11 protein-coding genes are annotated in these 17,730 nt (G+C 73.4%); 10 read left to right on the top strand and 1 reads right to left on the bottom strand.

Annotation, left to right across the window (positions count from 1 at the left end; translation table 11 throughout):
* The first annotated feature begins 627 nt into the window (after positions 1-627).
* The 4 genes from AB0I60_RS00845 to AB0I60_RS00830 all read left to right on the top strand — a co-directional run bounded on the left by AB0I60_RS00845 (position 628) and on the right by AB0I60_RS00830 (position 9,069).
* Entirely contained in the window at positions 628-2,877 is a 2,250-nt protein-coding gene (locus tag AB0I60_RS00845) for a BTAD domain-containing putative transcriptional regulator (protein WP_360724727.1), read from the top strand.
* A gap of 731 nt (positions 2,878-3,608) precedes the next feature.
* Positions 3,609-6,428 (top strand): AMP-binding protein, encoded by a 2,820-nt coding sequence (locus AB0I60_RS00840; protein WP_360724725.1) that lies wholly within the window; start codon positions 3,609-3,611, stop codon positions 6,426-6,428.
* Positions 6,429-6,741: 313 nt separating this feature from the next.
* Positions 6,742-7,347 (top strand): response regulator transcription factor, encoded by a 606-nt coding sequence (locus AB0I60_RS00835; RefSeq protein WP_360724723.1) that lies wholly within the window; start codon positions 6,742-6,744, stop codon positions 7,345-7,347.
* Positions 7,348-7,794: 447 nt separating this feature from the next.
* On the top strand, positions 7,795-9,069 hold the full coding sequence (locus AB0I60_RS00830) for an isochorismate synthase (protein WP_360724721.1): 1,275 nt from the start codon (positions 7,795-7,797) through the stop codon (positions 9,067-9,069).
* 71 nt (positions 9,070-9,140) lie between these two features.
* On the opposite strand, the gene AB0I60_RS00825 is transcribed toward AB0I60_RS00830, so the two are convergent.
* Positions 9,141-10,625, bottom strand: a complete 1,485-nt coding sequence (locus AB0I60_RS00825; RefSeq protein WP_360724719.1) for a salicylate synthase — start codon at positions 10,623-10,625, stop codon at positions 9,141-9,143.
* Positions 10,626-10,814: 189 nt separating this feature from the next.
* On the opposite strand from AB0I60_RS00825, the gene AB0I60_RS00820 reads away from it, so the two are divergent.
* The 6 genes from AB0I60_RS00820 (at position 10,815) to AB0I60_RS00795 (ending at position 17,715) form a co-directional block, all read left to right on the top strand.
* Entirely contained in the window at positions 10,815-12,602 is a 1,788-nt protein-coding gene (locus AB0I60_RS00820; RefSeq protein ID WP_360724717.1) for a carbamoyltransferase C-terminal domain-containing protein, read from the top strand.
* 164 nt (positions 12,603-12,766) lie between these two features.
* On the top strand, positions 12,767-13,666 hold the full coding sequence (locus AB0I60_RS00815; protein WP_360724715.1) for a ParB/RepB/Spo0J family partition protein: 900 nt from the start codon (positions 12,767-12,769) through the stop codon (positions 13,664-13,666).
* 140 nt (positions 13,667-13,806) lie between these two features.
* Positions 13,807-14,568: an SDR family oxidoreductase gene (locus tag AB0I60_RS00810; protein WP_360724713.1), complete on the top strand. Its 762-nt coding sequence runs from the start codon at positions 13,807-13,809 to the stop codon at positions 14,566-14,568.
* Positions 14,569-14,851: 283 nt separating this feature from the next.
* On the top strand, positions 14,852-15,979 hold the full coding sequence (locus AB0I60_RS00805; protein WP_360724711.1) for an acyl-CoA dehydrogenase family protein: 1,128 nt from the start codon (positions 14,852-14,854) through the stop codon (positions 15,977-15,979).
* Positions 15,980-16,049: 70 nt separating this feature from the next.
* Complete coding sequence (locus AB0I60_RS00800; RefSeq protein ID WP_360724709.1) at positions 16,050-17,267, top strand: aminotransferase class I/II-fold pyridoxal phosphate-dependent enzyme; 1,218 nt, start codon at positions 16,050-16,052, stop codon at positions 17,265-17,267.
* Positions 17,268-17,430: 163 nt separating this feature from the next.
* Positions 17,431-17,715 (top strand): hypothetical protein, encoded by a 285-nt coding sequence (locus AB0I60_RS00795; RefSeq protein WP_360724707.1) that lies wholly within the window; start codon positions 17,431-17,433, stop codon positions 17,713-17,715.
* Positions 17,716-17,730 lie beyond the last annotated feature (15 nt).

Below are 17,730 nucleotides of genomic sequence, written 5' to 3'. Positions count from 1 at the left end.
AATGCCGGCGGTCACGGCGGCACGATTCCGGGGGGAATTGACTTGGCAACGTGGAAAGAATTTCGCACTTTCGACCCGTTCCGGGACGCGACTACCTCCCCGGGCGTGCCCGCCGCCGTCACCGGCGCCGACCCGCCCGCTCGGCCCGCTGCGCGCACCGCGCCGGCGACCTCCCGGCACCACCCCTCCGGCACGACCGCACGGGACGGCTCCGGCCGCGTGCGGCGAACCCCCGGCCCGCGCTCGATGCCGCGCGCGCCGCAGACCCGGGTCCGCACCGGGTCCGACCTCCGCGTTCCCGCCGACCACCCCGCCCGCCGGCCGGTCCCCCGACCGCGCTCGGCGGGCGGTGCCGTGTCCACCTCCGGTGCGCGACCGGTCCACGCGCCGGGAACCCCGTCGCGGCCACCGGCCCCGTGCGGGCGCCGCGCCCGGCCCCGCCGGGTGACCCGGCGCGGCGCGGGAGCCGAGGCCGCTCGCGCCCGGCCGTGACCGCCGTCCACCGGGACCGGGCCGGCGCGGCGCGCGCCCGGTTCCGCCCGCCCGACCTCGCACCACCCGGCCGGGCACGCGCGTCGACCGCCCCGGCGGGATCCGAGAGTCCACATCCGATTCGGAGGCAGGGCCATGGGGGCCAATTCGGAGGGAATCCGCGTCGAACTGCTCGGTTCGCTGCGCGCGTGGCACGACGGCGTCGAGGTCCCGCTCGGCCCGCCGAAGCAGCGCGCGGTGCTCGGCCTGCTGGCCAGCCGGGTCGGTGACGTGGTCGCCCTGGACCAGATCATCGACGCGGTGTGGGGCGAGGACGCGCCGAAGTCGTGCAGCAACGGCGTGCACACCTACGTCGCCGGGCTGCGCCGGGCGCTGGAACCGGCCCGGTCGCGCAAGGACGCCGGCTCGGTGCTGGTGTCCACGGCCCGGGGCTACTCGTTGGAGCTGGACCCCGAGCGGGTCGACGTGCACGTGCTCGCGCGGCGGCACGGCACCGCCCGGCGGCTGCGCGCGGCGGGCGACCTGGCCGGCGCGGTGGCCGCGCTGGACCCGGCGCTGCACCTGTGGCGCGGCGACGCCTACGCCGGCGTGCCGGGGCCGTTCGCGCTGGTCGAGCGCGCCCGGCTGCGGGACGTGCGGTTGACCGCCGTCGAGGAGTGGGCGGCGGACATGCTCGGCCTGGACCGGCGGGCCGAGGTGGTCGAGGTGCTGACCGGGGCCATCGCGGAGGAGCCGCTGCGCGAGCGGCTGCCGGCGCTGCTGATGCTGGGCCTCTACCGGTGCGGCCGGCAGGCGCACGCGCTGGAGGTGTACCGGCGGACCAGGGTGCTGCTCGCCGACGAGCTGGGCATCGAGCCGGGCGAGCAGCTCACCCGGCTGCACGAGCGCATCCTCGCCGGCGACCCGGAGCTGCGCGCACCGGAGCCGCGCACGGCAGCACCGCGCACGGCAGAACTGCGTACGACTGGTGCGGAAACCGGGGAACCGCGCGAGCCGCAGTCGTCGGGCGGAGAGGTCGCCGCGCCCGTGGCCGAGGGCACCGCCTCGGCGGCGGTGGCCGCACGGGAGGGTGCCGGCCGGCTGGGGCTGCCGGGACCGGCCCAGCTTCCGCCGACCGCGCGGGGGTTCGTCGGCCGCCAGGCCGAGGCCGACGCGCTGGCCGACCTGCTCACCCGCGAGGAGCGGCGGGGTGCGCCGCGCGTCGCGGTGGTGCACGGCGTCGCCGGCGTGGGCAAGAGCGCGTTCGCGCTGGCCGCGGCCCACCGGCTGGCCGACCGGTTCCCCGACGGCCAGCTGTACGTCGACCTGTGCGGCAGCAGCTCCCGGCGCGCGCCGGTGGCCCCGCCCGAGGCGCTCGGCCTGCTGCTGGTCGGGCTCGGCGTCGCGGAGGACCGGCTGCCCGCCGACGTGACCAGCCGGGCCGCGCTCTACCGGAGCCTGCTGCACGGCCGGCGCGTGCTGGTCGTGCTCGACGACGCGGTCGACGCCGAGCAGGTGCGCCCGCTGATCCCGCCCGGCCCGTCCGGGCTGATCGTCACCAGCAGGCGGCGGCAGGTGGAGCTCGCCGTGCACGAGGGCGCGCACCGGGTGCGGCTGGGCCGGCTGGCCGAGGACGAGTGCCTCGACCTGCTGGGCTGCCTGGCCGGCGCGGAGCGGGTCGCGGCGCAGCCCGACGCGGCGGCGCGGCTGGCCCGGTTGTGCGGGCGGCTGCCGCTTGCGCTGCGGGTCGCGGCGGAGGCGCTGTCGGCGAACCCGCGCCTGACGCCGGCCGAGCTGGCGGACCGCTACGCGAAGCGCCGGCACCGGGCCGACGAGCTGCCGCCGGTCGCCCGGCTGCGCTCCGCCGGCACCGGTCCGTCCGGCACGGCCGCGCCGGTCGCCGAGAGGTCCCGCGCGGACCACCCGGGCCGGACCCGCGCCCACCGGCCGGCCCCGGTGCGGATCACCGGCCCGTTCCACGCCGTGGCGGCGCGGGAACCGGCCCGCCCCGCGCCCGGCCTGCCCGACGGCGTGCTGCCCTTCCCGGCCTCCGCCCGCCTGCACGCCACCTACGAGCCGAAGGCCGGCTCGCCGGCCGGCGACGGGCGGGGGACCGGTGCCGGCACCCCGCCGGTGGTCGTCGTCGCGCTGGCGGACGACCGCCTGGCGGACGGCGGCGCGGACCTGTCCTCCCGGCTGCGGGTCGCGGTCCGCGCGCTGACCGGTGACCGGCCGGACGCCACCGTGGTCGTGCTCGCGGTCGACGGGCGGGCCGGCGAGGAGACCTCGGCGCTGCTGTCCGCCGTGCGGGCGGCCGACGTGGCGGTGGTCCACCTCGACGCGGACCGGGACGGCGCCCCGCCGGCGCGGAGGTCCGCCGGCGTGGCGGGTTCCCCGGTCGGCTGAGGGCACCGGACGGCGTACCGGGCTGCTCCTGCCGGGGGCGCCGCCGGTCGCCGCCGGCGGCACCACCACCGGGTCGTCTATACGAAGTCCGGTGGTCTTGTGCATTCCGCTGTCGTCCCGCCGGCGTCTCCGACCTGGCCGGGTAATCTCTTCCCGCAGACCGGCGGCCGGCCTTCCGGGGACCTATCTATACGTGTATAGTCGCGCCAGTTGTAGTCTGTTAACTGGGTGGATCTCGGTCTCCGTGCAGCGGGCGGGGGCGGCCGGCGGCCAAACGTGAAAATTCTTGAAGATCATGGTCGGGGCATCCGCGTGCCCAGGCCGAACCGCGTAGCACGCTCCCCCTCCGTCTCGATTGGGGCAGGATTGCGACGGGTGTCGGAAGGTGGTAGGAGTGTCATGAGTGCTGACCTGGAATATGGTCGCGCACCATCGGATAAAGCGGTGGACCGTTGTGCGAGGGGGGCGGGTTGAGCTCGGTGGCCTGGGGAGCTGTGAGTTCGACCGCAATCGTGCGACCACCGGCGCTGCGACGCGCCGCGGGTCGGAGGTAGGCGTTCCGCGCACCCGCCCGGTCGGTCCCTGGGGGCCCGGCCCGGACCACGGGGGCGGCGTGGTCGCGCGTTGTCGTTCTGGGGAAGTTGTGTTGTCCTGGTTGCCTTAGGCGCTCATGATGAATTCTGGGGTGGGAATTCATGATAAATGCCGGTAAATTGGGTCCCGGCAAGATCGTGCACAGGATTCCGTCGAGCAAGGGCGAGCTGCGCTCGCTGGTCGCGTCCGTGGTGGGTGAGCTGCCCCACGACGTCGACGAGCACGAGAACCTGATCGAGTACGGCATCGATTCGCTCGGCATGATGCGGATCATCGGTTCCTGGCACGCCCAGGGCCTCGCCGTGAAGTTCTGCGAGCTGTCCGAGCGGCCGACCCTCGCGCAGTGGTGGGAACTGGTCGGCGGGCGCGCGGTCTCCGGGCCGGTCGAGGTGCCCTGGCCGCAGGTCGACCCGAGCGCGCCGTTCGCGCTGGACCCCGTCCAGCGCGCGTACTGGGCGGGCCGCGCGGACGGTCAGGTGCTCGGGGGCGTGGGCTGCCACGTCTACCTGGAGGTGGACGGCTCCGGTGTGGACGCGGAGTCGTTGCGGCGCGCGGTGCTCGCCGTGGTGCGGCGGCACCCGATGCTGCGCGCGAGGTTCCTGGCGGACGGCACCCAGCAGGTGCTGCCCGAGCCGGCGTGGACGGGCCTGACCCACCACGACCTCCGCGCGCTGGACGAGGACGGCGTGCGGCGGGAGCTGGACCGGGTCCGGTCGGAGCTGTCGCACCGCCGGTTGGCGGTCGAGCGGGGCGAGGTGTTCGACGTCCGGCTGTCGTCGCTGCCCGGCGGGCGGACCCGCCTGCACGTCGAGCTGGACTCGCTGGTCGCCGACGTGCTCAGCCTCGGCGTGTTCCTGCACGACCTGGCGGCCTGCTACGCCGGCGGGGCGGAGTCGTTGCCGCCGTTGACGTACACGTTCCCGCAGTACCGCGCGGACCTGGAGCGCTCGCGCGGCCCGGTGCGCGAGCGGGACCGCGAGTACTGGATGTCCCGGATCGCCGACCTGCCGCCCGCGCCCCGGTTGCCGCTGGCGTGCGACCCGGCGCAGATCGGGAAGCCGGTGTTCCGCCGGCTCGCGCACTGGGTGGACCCGGACCGGTACCGGCGGCTGGTCGCGCTCGCCCGCCGCCACCGGGTGACGCCCGCGATGGTGCTGGCGACGGCGTTCGCCGAGGTGCTGGGCCGGTGGAGCGGGCAGACCCGGGTGCTGCTCGACCTGCCGGTGTTCGACCGGGTGGCCCTGCACGACGACGTGCCGCGGGTGATCGGCGCCTTCACCAACCACGTGCTGCTCGACGTCGACCTGTCCGGCGAGTCCTTCGCCGACCGCGTCCGCGCCGTGCAGCGCCGGTTCCAGGCCGACGCCTCGCACGGCGCGTGCTCCGCCGCCGAGGTGCTCCGCGAGGTCTTGGGGCACGACGGCCCGGCCGCGCCCGTGCTGTTCACCGGGGACATGGGCGGCGGCGAGCTGCTGGGCGACCGGTTCCGCGAGTCCTTCGGCGAACTCGGCCACGCCATCTCGCAGACCCCGGGGGCCTGGCTGGACCACCGGCTCGTGGAGCTGGACGGCGGTCTGTACCTCACCTGGGACCACGTGGCCGGGCTGTTCGAGACCGGCGTGGTCGAGGGCATGTTCGAGGTCTACCGCGACCTGCTGGAGTGGCTGCTCGGCGGCGACTGGTCGGTGGCCCCGCCGGTGGGGCTGCCGCAGAGCCAGCGGGTGGTCCGGGCCGTCGTCGCGGAGACCGCCGGGCTGGAGAGCGGACGGCTGCTGCACGAGGGCTTCTACGAGTGGGCGGAGGCGGAGCCGGACCGGGTGGCGGTGGTCTCGGGCGACGGCGCGGAGCTGTCGTTCGGCGCGCTGGCCGACCGGTCGCTGCGGATCGCGGGCGCGCTGGCGGGCCGGGGGGTCCGGCCGGGCGACGCGGTCGTCGTGGCCGTGCCCGGTGGACCCGACCTGGTCGCGGCGGCGCTGGGCGTGCTGGCGGCCGGCGGGGTGTACGTGCCCGTGGCGGTCGACGCGCCTCCCGACCACCGGCGGCGGGCGGTGGAGATCGCCTCGGCGGCGTTCGCCGTCTCGGAGTCGGGCTGCGGGCCCTGGCCCGCGAACGTCCGGGTGGTGCCGGCGACGGCCTGCGGGCACGCGCCGCTGCCGCGTCCGGTCGGCGTCCGGGCGACCGACCCGGCCTACGTCCTGCTCACCGGTCCCGAGGGGCGGCCGGGGGGCGTGGAGGTGTCCCACCGGTCGGTGGTGAACACGCTGGAGGACGTCACCGAGCGGTTCGGCGTCGGTGCGGGGGACCGCGTCCTGGCGGTGTCGCCGGTCGGGTCCGACCTGGCGGTGTTCGACCTGTTCGGCCTGCTCGGCTCCGGCGGCGCGGTCGTGCTGCCGGACGACGGGGGGCGCGCTGACCCGGGCCGGTGGGCCGAGCTGTGCGAGCGGCACGGCGTGACGGTGTGGAACAGCACGCCGGAGCGGTTCGCCGGGTACCTCTCGGCTGCGCGGGGGAGCGGTGACCGGCTGCGGCTGGCCCTGGTCTCCGGCGGCCGGGTCGGGTCGGACCTGCCTGCCCGCTTCCGCGCGCGCTGCCCGCAGGGGCGGTTCGTCGCGCTCGGCGGTGCGGCGGGTGCGGCGATCTGGTCGAGCGCCTTCGAGGTCGACGGGGTGCCGGACGGGCGTCCGGTGCCGTGGGGCTTCGCGTTGCGCAACCAGCGGTACCGGGTGGTGGACCCGGCCGGCCGGGACTGCCCGGACCGGGTGCCCGGCGAACTGTGGATCGGCGGGCTGGGCGTTGCCGAGGGCTACCGGGGCGACCCGGTGCGGTCGTCGGCGGCGTTCGTGTGGTGGGAGGGCCGCCGGTGGTACCGCACCGGCGACCTCGGGCGGTTCCGGCACGACGGCGCGCTGGAACCGCTTGATGTCGAGGAACTGTCGGGTAACGCGCGCCGGAGGTGAATTGCCGGGCATTCGCGGACCATTCGTGCCCGCAAATGCTTGAACGTTCGACCACCGGTCTGCCGTGCGCGACGAGTGCGCGGCGTGCATTGTTCCGTTCTGTTCCGCCGGTCCGGCCTGGTCGGTCCGGCGCTGCGGGCGGTGCGGTGCGGGGGTTCGGGATTCCGGGTTTGAACACATTGAACCCGACATTTCGAACGGGTACGGTTGAGTGCCAGGGGGCGACTTCCGAGGTGGCCGGGGTCGGCCGGGCTCGCGGTCGGAGCGCCCACTGGTGCATGTCCTGGTAAAAAAGAATTACATGGGGGACCAGGTGTCAATCGACGTTGTCGTGTCCGATGATCTGCAACTGTCCAGGCTGGCCCTCACCGCGTTACTGGAGCGCAGTGAGGAGATCCAGGTGGTCGGCGCGGCGAACAGCGGGCCGGCGGCCCTGGAGTTCGCGCAGGCGCACCGGCCGGACGTGGTGATCATGAGCTTCGAGGGTGCGGACAACCCCGCGATCACGATCGCGGAGAAGATCGCGGGCCTGCCCGGCTGCCGCAGCCTGCTGCTGGCCACCGCGTTCACCCGGTCGGTCGTCCGCCAGGCGTTCACCGGCGGGATCGACGGGATGGTCCAGCGCAGCGCGCCGCCGCGCCAGTTCTTCGAGGCCATCCACCGGGTCCACCGGGGTGAGCGGGTGTTCGACGCGGAGCTGACGGTCGCGGCGCTGGGCAACGGCGACTGCCCGCTCAGCCTGCGGCAGCTGTCCGTCCTGGAGTACATCTCCCGGGGCGACACGGTGGTGGAGATCGCCGCCCGGCTGCACCTGTGCGAGGGCACCGTGCGCAACTACCTCTCGTCGGCCGTGGCGAAGCTCGGGGCCCGCAACCGGATCGACGCGTTGCGGATCGCCCAGAACTCGCACTGGATCTGACGCCCCGGTCGCGGCGGTGCCCGGGTGGGGGCGCCTGGTGGACCGCCGTCCGGGGTGGTGGTGCGGTGGATCGTGCGCCGCACGCGTCCGGAAACCGTTCCCGGGGTAGTGGGAACGGTGTGCGGAAAGTGTGATGTGAGGGTCGATCTTATCATCGGGTCGATCCGGCGGGCAACTGTTCGCAGTCGGTCGGGGTCGTTTTCCTCGGCCGACTGCGAACGGCTCCCGGCCCGATGCGCGGGTGGCAGCCCGCGAACCGGGGGCAGCACCGACCGTACCGGGTGCGCAATGGCCCGGGGAAGTCATGGTTGCTGATATCGGAATGAGTTCCTAATACTGCCGCGCGTGATCCTCACCTCTCTCCGCGAGTGGCTGGGTGGGTCACTCGGGGAGTGCTAGCGTCGCGTTCGGTCAATGTGGTTTTTCCTGCCTGATGGAAGGCTGGCCATGAGTATCGATGCGCTCGAACGTGAATTCTTCACCTCCGGAATCGACAACATCGACCACAGCGAGTTCGTGCTCGTCGGCCCGAACCAGACGCTGGCGGCGAGCGGTGTCATCGGGCAGGTGGACGCGCGCGACGGCGAGCCGCTGCGGGTGGTCGCCGAGCGGACGGGCGACCTGCTGGCCGGTGCCTCCCGCGCGGTGAGCGCCCGGGAGCACGCGCGCGGGGCGCCGCTGCTGATCGGCGCGGTCCCGTTCGGCGACTCCGCCCCGGCCCGCCTGGTGGCCGTGCGCGACGTGCGGCGCGTGCCGACCGCGCCGCGCGAGCAGGTCGCGGCCCCGCCGCTGCGGGCCGACGTCCGCCGCGTGGACCTGGTGCCGTGGCCGGCCCGGTACCTGGACAGCGTGCGGCGCGCGCTCGCCGAGATGGACGCCGGCAGGCTGGACAAGGTCGTGCTGGCGCGGGCCATCGACCTGATCGCCGACGAGCCGGTCCGGACCTCGGAGATCGTCCACAGCCTGGCGGCCGGCGACCCGGACTCCTACGTCTTCGCCACCCGGCTGGGCGCCCGCACCCCGGACGGCGGCGGCGACCGCGTCCTGGTGGGCGCGAGCCCGGAGCTGGTCATCCGGAAGTTCGGGCGCAGCGTCGTGTCGAACCCGCTGGCGGGTTCCGCCGCGCGCAGCGCCGACCCGGACGAGGACCGCCGGCGCGCGCGTGAGCTGTCCACCTCGGAGAAGGACCTGCGCGAGCACCGGATCGTGGTCGACGCGATCGCGGACGCGCTGCGCCCCTTCTGCTCCGCGCTGACCGTGTCGCGCCGGCCCTCGGTCATCGCCACCCCCACCATGTGGCACCTGTCCAGCCAGGTCCGGGGTGTGCTCACCACGCCCGTGCCGAACGCGCTGCAACTGGCCGCCGCCCTGCACCCGACGCCCGCCGTGTGCGGCTGGCCGACCGCCGAGGCGCACCGGTTCATCACCCGCTCGGAGGGCTTCAACCGCCGCTACTACGGCGGTCTCATCGGGTGGATGAACCCGGAGGGCGACGGCGAGTGGGTGCTGGCGCTGCGCTGCGCGGAGATCGCGGACAACCGGCTGCGGCTCTACGCCGGCGCGGGCGTGGTGCCCGGGTCGGACCCGAGCGCCGAGCTGGCCGAGACCAGCGCCAAGTTCCAGCGGTTCATGTCGGCCCTCGGCCTGGACCACGCGCTCGTCGAGCAAGCCGCGCAGGGCGCGGTCGCGGCGGCGTCCGGTGCGAGCGGTGCGCGGCCGTAGCACCCGCCCGGACGCCGGAGGGGTGCTCGGAGCGGCGTGGTCCGCTCCGAGCACCCCGACCCCGGGTCGCGTCAGGAGTGCACGACGAACCGGGCGACGCTGTCCAGCTTCTCGCAGGTCTCCTCGAACTCGCGGTCGGGCGTGGACTGGCCGATGATCCCGGCGCCCGCCTGGAGCCAGGTCGCGCCGTGCTCGCGGTAGACGCCGCGCAGCACCAGTCCGGAATCGAAAGTCCCGTCCTGGTCGATCGACAGCACCGCACCGCTGTAGAGCCGGCGCGGCTGCGTTTCCAGGTCGCGGATCGCGGCGCACGCCTCCTCCCTCGGAATTCCCGAGGCGGTGACCGAGGGGAACACGGCCATCAACGCGTCCCACACCGACCGGTCCGGTGCCAGCTCACCGGTGATGGTGGAGCCGAGGTGCTGCACGGAACCGCGTTCGCGGACCGCCATGAATTCCTCGACCACGACCGATGCGCACACCGCGCTCACCGCCTCGCACGCCTGTTTCACCGAAACCGCGTGCTCGTAGACCTCTTTCGGGTCGCCGACCAGGTCGGCGCGCAGCCGCGCGTCCTCCTCCCGGTCCCCGGTCAACGCGCGGGTGCCGGCCAGCGGTCGGACCGTCACGTGCCGGTCGGTGTCGACCTGCACGACGATTTCCGGGCAGAAACCGGCGGCCTGGACACCGCCGAGGTCGAGCAGGAAAGACCGCGCCGGCCGATTTCCCGCCCGGCCGGTGAGGTAGGTGCCGACGAAGTCGACGCCGCGCTCCACGGGGATCTTGCGGGACAGGATGATCTTCTCGATGGCGGTGGAGTTGATCAGGTCGACGGCGCGCTGCGCGCGGTCCTTGTAGTCGGCCGCGCCGTACTCGCGCACGGCGATCGGGGCGGCGGCGCTCCGATCGGGCACCTCCCGCCGTGACAGGACCGCCGAGGTCGCTTCGAGGTCGTCCGGGTCGACCGACCGCAGGTGGGCCTGACCTGCCCGGATGCGCACCTCGGTGCGCGGCACGACGAGGTGGAGGTAGCGCCCGTCGCCCCGGGCGGTGCCGTGCGCGCACGCGTGGTGCAGCTCGAAGGCCGCCCAGCCGTAGGCGTGCCAGCCGTCGACGGGCAGCGCGCGCAGCAGGGCCTGGACGCGCTCGAAGGGCCGGTCGTCCCAGGGGAGGTCCTCTTCCGCGACCCCGCGCAGGTGGATCCCGTCCGCGTCGGCGTAGATTTCCGCGAGTACGCCGCCGGCGTAGGTCCAGTGCGCCGCGTCCTCGTACAGGACGTATTCGTCGTGCCGACCGGAGGCGGCCAGACCGGCCGCGGCGTGCATCGGGTCGCCGGCGAACGCGTCGGTTCTCCGGTGGTACCGGAGAGAATTTTTCGACGTCATCTCGTCAGACTCCTGAAGGTAGCGACTGACGCGGCCGGTATGGACTAATTCGGCCTGTGCTGCCAGCCTGACCGCAGTGTTCCACGGCGCGTCGAGAAGTGGCAAGACGACATTCGTCCGCGCTTCCGGTGCGTCCTGTACGGGGGGTCGTGCGATTTTCACGCCGGTCATGTGCATTGCTCATCCGCAGTTGTCGCTTATATGCGGAACGCACGTGTTGTTATGCGGAACCAACCTGTCGGAGCCGGGTCCGGGGTTGGTACCGTCTCCGAGTAATTCGCCTTGGCGCAAAGGTTGATTCGGCCGTCTGGGGCGGTTCGGGCGTTGCGGTGCCCGGAGCCGGACAACGTAGGAGAATCCATGATCGTTCTGGGGTACAACGGATTTACCCGCAGTCGGGATTTCAAGATTTCCGACCACGGCACGAGCGACATCGACCGGTACAACGTGCTCGGTCACGACGCAGCGGCGGCGGTGATCATCGACGGCACGGTCGTGGCGGCGGTCGAGGAGGAGCGGCTCAACCGGGAGAAGAAGACGCCTTCGTTCCCGGTCAACGCCATCGAGTGGTGCCTCGGGAAGAGCGGCGTCGAGCTCAAGGACGTCGACTACTTCGCCTTCCCCTGGGCCCTCACCGACGATGTGGTCCGGGCCCTGGTGCAGGACATCTTCACCCTCGCGCCGAACCCCACGATCTCGTTCGCCCTGGCGTCGGAGCTGGGCGCGCTCTACACCAACCTGCTCACGCCCGAGGCGGTCGTGCAGGACTTCCGGGAGCGGACCGGGTTCGACGTGCCCGAGGAGAAGGTGATCCTCGTGCCGCACCACCTGGCCCACCTGATGTGCGGCTACCAGGTGCGCGGCGGCGGCGACACGGCGTTCTTCATCAGCGACGGCCGGGGCGAGCGCAACTCGTCCATCGCCGGCGAGGTCGTGGACGGCAAGATCACCGTCTTCGACCACCTCACGCTGGACAGCTCGAACTCCGTGGGCCTGTTCTACAACAACATCACCCGGTACCTGGGCTTCCTGCCCAACAACGACGAGTACAAGGTGATGGGGCTGTCGGCGTACTGCCAGACGCCCACCGAGCGCAGCGTCATCGACCGCCTGGTCACGCTGCTCGACGACGGCCGGCTGGCCTTCGACGTCACCACCGACAGCGCGCGCGGCGACCACCCGTACCGGGAGTACTTCGACGCGATCTTCGGCGGCAACGACGAGAACCGCGAGTCCTTCGAGTTCCGGGCGCGGGTCGCCCGCGCGGCGCAGGACCTCACCGAGATCGCCACCGCCCACCAGGTCGCCGCGCTGGCCCGGACCACCGGCCAGTCGCACCTGGTCTTCGAGGGGGGCGTCGCGCTCAACTGCGTCAACAACACGAAGCTGCTGGAGGAGGGCTCCTTCTCCAGCATGGACGTCAGCTACGGCGCGAGCGACACCGGCCTGGCGATCGGCGCGGCGGCCTACGTCGGCCAGACGCTCGGCGGCGTCACGCCGACCGCCTGCGGCACCTACCTCGGGCCGGAGTTCACCCACGAGGAGATGCTCGAAGCCGCGCGCTCGTACGGCGACCGCGTCACCATCACCGAGTGGGACGCGGACGAGGTCGCCGTCAAGGCGGCGGAGCTGCTGTCGGAGAAGGTCGTCGTCGGCTGGTTCCAGGGCGCCGCCGAGTACGGCCCCCGGGCGCTGGGCGCGCGGAGCATCTTCGCCAACCCGATGTTCGAGGACATCAAGGACATCATCAACATCCGCGTCAAGCACCGCGAGCCGTTCCGGCCGTTCGCGCCCGTGGTGCTGGAGTCGGCGGCGGAGAAGCTGTTCGAGATGGGCAAGCTGCCCAACTCGCCGTACATGACGTTCGTCGTGCCGGTGCGCGAGGAGTACCAGGACAAGATCCCGGGTGCCTGCCACGTCGACGCCACGTCGCGGGTCCAGACGGTGACCGACGCGCAGAACCCGCTGCTCGCCGACCTGCTGCGCGAGGTCGAGCGCGCCACGGGCATCCCGTGCCTGATCAACACGTCGTTCAACGTCGCGGGTGAGCCGATCGTCGGCTCGCCGAAGGACGCGATCAACTGCTTCCTGGGCACCGAGATCGACTGCTTGATCCTGGGTCGCCTGCTGATCCGGAAGGCCGCCTGACGCCTTCGAGACATCGACGTCGCCGGTGCGCTCGCGGCACCGGCGACGTCGACGACCCCCCCGACCGGGGGTCCGCCGGGCAACGATCGCAACACTGGGGGAGAACGGTGGGAGCTGTCACCTGCACCGAGTCGAGAGAAGTGCCCGCACAGGACGGTGTGACCGTGGTCCCCGTCTCGCGCCTGCTGCCGGGGGACTCGCCGAGGAAGGACGCGAGCGCGGCGCACGTCGAGGAGCTCGCGGCGGTGGGGGCCCCGCTGCCGCCGATCACCGTGCACCGCGCGTCGATGCGCGTGATCGACGGCGCGCACCGGCTGCGCGCCGCCCGGCTGCGCGGTGACCGGACCATCGCGGTCCGGTTCTTCGACGGCGACGAGCGCGACGCGTTCGTGCTCGCCGTCCGGCTCAACACCGCCCACGGCCTGCCGCTGACGCTGGCCGAGCGCAAGGCCGCCGCGCAGCGCGTCATCGGGTACCACCCGCAGTGGTCCGACCGCGCGATCGCGGCCGTGGTCGGCGTCTCGGACAAGACCGTGGCCGCGCTGCGCGGCGAGTCCGGTGCCACGCCGCCGTTCGAGCGGCTGGGCCGCGACGGCCGCTACTACCCGCGCGACCGGGTCGCCGGTCGGCTCCGCGCCGGCGAGATCTTCGCGCGCAACCCCAAGGCGTCGCCGCTGGAGGTCGCCCGCGTCGCGGGGATCTCCGCGACCACGGCCAAGGACGTGCGGGCCCGGGTGCGGCGCGGCGAGGACCCCGTGCCCGAGACCCACCGCGCCCGGCTGTCCGGCGGCCGGGCGGCCACGCCCGTGGGCGCACCCTCGCCCGACCGGCGGACCATCGCGCGCCGGCTGCGCGCCGACCCGTCCATGCGCTTCTCCGAGTCCGGCCGCACCCTCCTGCGCCGGCTGGACGGACCGGGCACCGACCCGGCGGAGTGGGTGGCGCTCGCGGGGAGCGTGCCGGGGCACTGCAAGCACGTCGTCGCCGAGCTGGCCCGGATGTGCGCCGAGGACTGGCTGCGCTTCGCCGCCGCGCTGGAGAACCGCAGCGCGACCGCCTGCTGACGCGGACGGGACCCGTACCCGATGAACGACACGGACGTCCGGGCACCGGCGGTGCTCCCCGGCCGCGCGCGGCCGGCACCGCCGGGTGCGGCAGTCGAGCAGGGGGCGTCGAGCCGGTGGGCGGCACAGGAGGAGGCACGATGACCGACGACCTGTTCTCGGTGGCGGGCAAGGTCGCGCTCGTCACCGACGGCGCGCGCGGCATCGGCGCGCTGGTCGCGCAGTCGCTCGTGGAGGCCGGCGCGCGGGTGTACGTCACCGCACCCGACGGCGTGCTGGCGGAGAAGGCGGCGGCCGAGCTGTCGCTGCTGGGCGACTGCCGGTCGCTGGCCGCCGACGTGTCCTCGGAGGTCGGGTGCCGCTCGCTCGCCGAGCGGTTCGGCCGCGAGTCGGACGCGGTGCACGTGCTGGTGAACAACGCGGGCGTGCTGCACTCGACCTCGCTGGACGAGTCCGGCGAGACCGGGTGGCGCAACGCGCTCGCGGTCAACCTGGACGCGGCCGTGCACCTGACGAAGTTCCTGCGCCCGCAACTGGCCTCGGCGTCCACGCCGAGCGACCCGGCCCGCGTGCTCAACGTCGGCTCGGTGGAAGGGCTGCCCGCCCCGCACACCGAGGCGTACTCCTACGGCGCGAGCAAGGCGGCGGTGCGCGACCTGACCCGGCACCTGGCGCACCGGCTGGCACCCCGGATCACGGTCAACGCCATCACGCTCGGGCCGTTCGCGTCCGCCGTGGTCGAGCGGGACCTGGCCCTGGCGCCCGGTACCCGCTCGCTCGTGCGCCGGCACAGCGGGATCGACGAGGTGCGGGGCGTGGTGCGCTTCCTCGGGTCGCGGGCCTCGGCCGGCATCACCGGCACCGTCGTGCCCGTCGACGGTGGGACGGCGGCGGTGCGCTGACGACCGGACACCGAACCGCCCGTCCGCCCGGACGGGTGCGGAGCGCCCGCACCCGCCGCGGCCGGACACCGCCGACGCCGATTCCGACGACCGCGCCGGAAAAGCCCGCCCGGGACGCCGACGCCTTTTCGCCGTGCGCCCGGGTGAATACCTGCCGACGATTCGCGGAATGATTCCTGTGGTCGCCTGCGGAGCAGAACTCCAGTGCCGCCGAACAATCCGTGGTTATGCTGGCGGTAATCAATCAGAGAAGAACATCCGGCTGGTAGAGAGGGAATCACGAATGGCTGCCAAGTCCAGCTTGGCCTCGGCTCGCGCGACGACCGAACGGCTGCTGCCCGGGCTGCTCGACGAGCTCGAGGCGAGTGGCGCGACGATTGCCGAGCGCGACGCGCGCAGTCTCATCCCGACCTGGGTCCGCAACGACGGCCCGAGGCTGGTGGCGCCGAAGTCCCTCGGCGGTCTCGGCGCGACGGCGGTCGAGGCGGTCCAGGTGCACATCGCCATCGGCTCGATCGCGCCCGCGCTCGGCGCGGCGACGACCATGCACTACCTGTCCGGCGCGGCGCTGGTCGTCTTCGCCGAGACCGCCGCCGAGTCCGAGCGGGAGCTGATCCGGCAGCTCGTGGCCGACTGCGCCGTGCTGGCCTCGGGCTTCTCCGAGGGCCGGCCGGGCGGCTCGATCTTCCGCCCGACGATGCGCGCGGTGCAGACCGAGGGCGGCTACCTGCTCACCGGCCGCAAGGCGCCGTGCTCGCTGGCCGAGTCGATGGACATGATCGTCGCCAGCGTCGAGCTGGAGTCCGGCGACCGCGCCGTCGCGCTGGTCCCGGCGAAGTCGGACAACCTGACCGTCGGCCCGTTCTGGCAGGCCGGGGTGCTGCGCGGGGCCGAGTCGTGCCTGGTCGAGCTGAACGACGTGTTCGTGCCGGGGGACCTGGTGGTGCCGGCCGCGCTGGACGACACCGACGGTGCCACCGAGCTGCTCGGCTACCAGTGGTTCGGCCTGCTCATCCTCGGCACCTACCTGGGTGCGGCCCACAAGCTGCTGGCCGACGCGCTGGCCAAGCAGGGCGGCATCGACCCCAAGAGCGTGACCGCCATGTCCGGCTTCCTGCGCGCGGTGGAGGGCTCGCTGCTCGCACTGGCGGCCGAGCTCGACGCCGAGCCGGTCACGGCGGACGGCGCGGGGGAGCTGCTCGCCCTGCGCGAGGCGTTCGACGAGTGCGTCGACGTCCTGGTCGGCAAGGTCAAGATGGCCGCGGGCGGCATCAGCTACATGCGCAACCCCGACATCGGCTACCTGGCCGAGGTGTGCACGGTCCACCGCTTCCACCCGCCGTCGATGCGCGACTCCGGGGAGCACCTCGTCGCCTGGCTGCGCGGCGAACGCGAATTCCGGCTCGTGTGACCCCGGCGACGACTCCGGGTCGCCGGGCGCACGGTTCCCGTCCACAACCGAGTGAAAGCGTGAGCTGAACATGCCCCACAAGATCATCCAGCGTGCGGCGGCCCGGCACCTGCCGAAGCTGATCGCCGAGCTCAAGCGCAAAGAGCAGTCGCCGTTCATGCGCACGATGCAGTCGGAAACCGGCGCGTCGGTGATGCTGGAAGACCAGCGCGTCCTGATGTTCGGCTCCAACAACTACCTGGGCCTGGCCGCCGACTCCCGGGTGCTGCACGCCGCCAACCGGGGCATCCACGAGTTCGGCAGCGCGACCACCGGCAGCCGGCTGCTCAACGGGTCGGTGCGCCTGCACGTCGACATCGAGGAGCGCATCGCGCAGTGGTACGGCGCTCCGGCCGCGCTCGCGTTCACCTCCGGCTACACCGCCAACGTCGGCACGATCTCGGCGCTGATGAGCCGCCGGGACACCGTGGTCGTGGACGCCTACGCGCACGCCTCGATCATCGACGGCGTGCGGCTGTCGGGCGCGCGGCTGCTGTGGTTCGACCACAACAGCGTCGACAGCCTGCGCACCGTGCTCGCCGAGGCGAAGGAGGGCTCGGGCGACGTCCTGGTCATCGTGGACGGCCTGTACTCCATGGAGGGCAGCCTGTCGCCGCTGGCCGACATCGTCGACCTGTGCAAGCAGAACGGTGCCGCCATCATGGTGGACGAGGCGCACTCGCTGGGCATCTACGGCGAGAACCGGCGCGGCTGGGCCGAGGAGTGCGGCGTCCTGGACGACGTCGACGTGCTCATGGGCTCGCTGTCCAAGGGCCTCGGCAGCACCGGCGGCTTCATCGTCGGCCCGGAGGAGCTGATGGTCGCCCTGCGGGGTTCGGCGCGCAGCTTCATCTTCAGCACGTCGGCGACGCCCTCCAGCGTCGCGGCGGCGAACGAGGCCATCCGCATCACGATGAGCGACGAGGGCAAGGTGCTGGCCGCCAACGTCCAGGAGTCCTCGCGCACCCTCGCCGCGCTGCTCGGCGAGCGCGGCGTGAAGGTGGAGAGCAACACCAACGGCCAGTGGTCGCCGATCCTGCCGGTCCTGATCGGCAGCGAGGCGCGCACGATCGCCACCTGGAACGAGATCCTGCGCGGCGGGGCGTACGTGGGGGTCGCGATGCACCCCGCCGTGCCGCGCGACCGGGCGCTGCTGCGGGTGTGCGTGTCCGCCGCGCACTCCCCGGACGACCTGGCCAAGGTGGCCGACGTGATCCGCAACGCGCTGGACGCCACGGCGGATCTCTGAGCCGGTCCCGTCGCCGCGCGGGAGCCCGCCCCGGTCAGCGCACCCCGGCGGGCTCCCGGGCGGCGGCGGTCCGACGCCGGCCGGCGACCGGCGGGCCCGCCCCACCCTCGACAACGAGAGCCTGGAGTTCGATGAGACCGCGTCCTGAAGGTGGCCGCAGACCATGACGGACACCCTTCTCACCGAAACCGAGAAACTGCTCCGCACGGCCTGCGAGAAGCTGGCCCTGGTCTCCGGGGACCAGCCGCTCACCGCCGCCACCACGCGGCTGGTCGAGTGCGCCCTGGAGGCGGTGACCCTGCTCAAGGAGCCCGAGCCGGGCACCGCGCTGGAAGTGATGAGCTGCGCGCGGGCCGCCGTGACCGCCGCGACCTACGCCGTGCGCGAGGTCGACGGCCGGGAGCGGTACGAGAGGTCCGGCCGGTCCGGGCGTCGACAGCACCCTTAGGGGGTCCTGGTGGAA

It is taken from the genome of Actinosynnema sp. NPDC050436 (genome assembly GCF_040655415.1).
GTDB lineage: Bacteria > Actinomycetota > Actinomycetes > Mycobacteriales > Pseudonocardiaceae > Actinosynnema.
Note: the sequence above shows the minus strand (reverse complement) of the source record. Positions and strands in the feature narration are given on the sequence as shown.

Bases quoted from the DNA above. Each gene is read 5' to 3' on its own strand.
- AB0I60_RS00845 (WP_360724727.1), top strand. From the start codon at position 628: ATGGGGGCCAATTCGGAGGGAATCCGCGTCGAACTGCTCGGTTCGCTG.
- AB0I60_RS00830 (WP_360724721.1), top strand. From the start codon at position 7,795: ATGAGTATCGATGCGCTCGAACGTGAATTCTTCACCTCCGGAATCGAC.
- AB0I60_RS00825 (WP_360724719.1), bottom strand. From the start codon at position 10,625: ATGACCGGCGTGAAAATCGCACGACCCCCCGTACAGGACGCACCGGAA.
- AB0I60_RS00820 (WP_360724717.1), top strand. From the start codon at position 10,815: ATGATCGTTCTGGGGTACAACGGATTTACCCGCAGTCGGGATTTCAAG.
- AB0I60_RS00810 (WP_360724713.1), top strand. From the start codon at position 13,807: ATGACCGACGACCTGTTCTCGGTGGCGGGCAAGGTCGCGCTCGTCACC.
- AB0I60_RS00805 (WP_360724711.1), top strand. From the start codon at position 14,852: ATGGCTGCCAAGTCCAGCTTGGCCTCGGCTCGCGCGACGACCGAACGG.
- AB0I60_RS00800 (WP_360724709.1), top strand. From the start codon at position 16,050: ATGCCCCACAAGATCATCCAGCGTGCGGCGGCCCGGCACCTGCCGAAG.
- AB0I60_RS00795 (WP_360724707.1), top strand. From the start codon at position 17,431: ATGACGGACACCCTTCTCACCGAAACCGAGAAACTGCTCCGCACGGCC.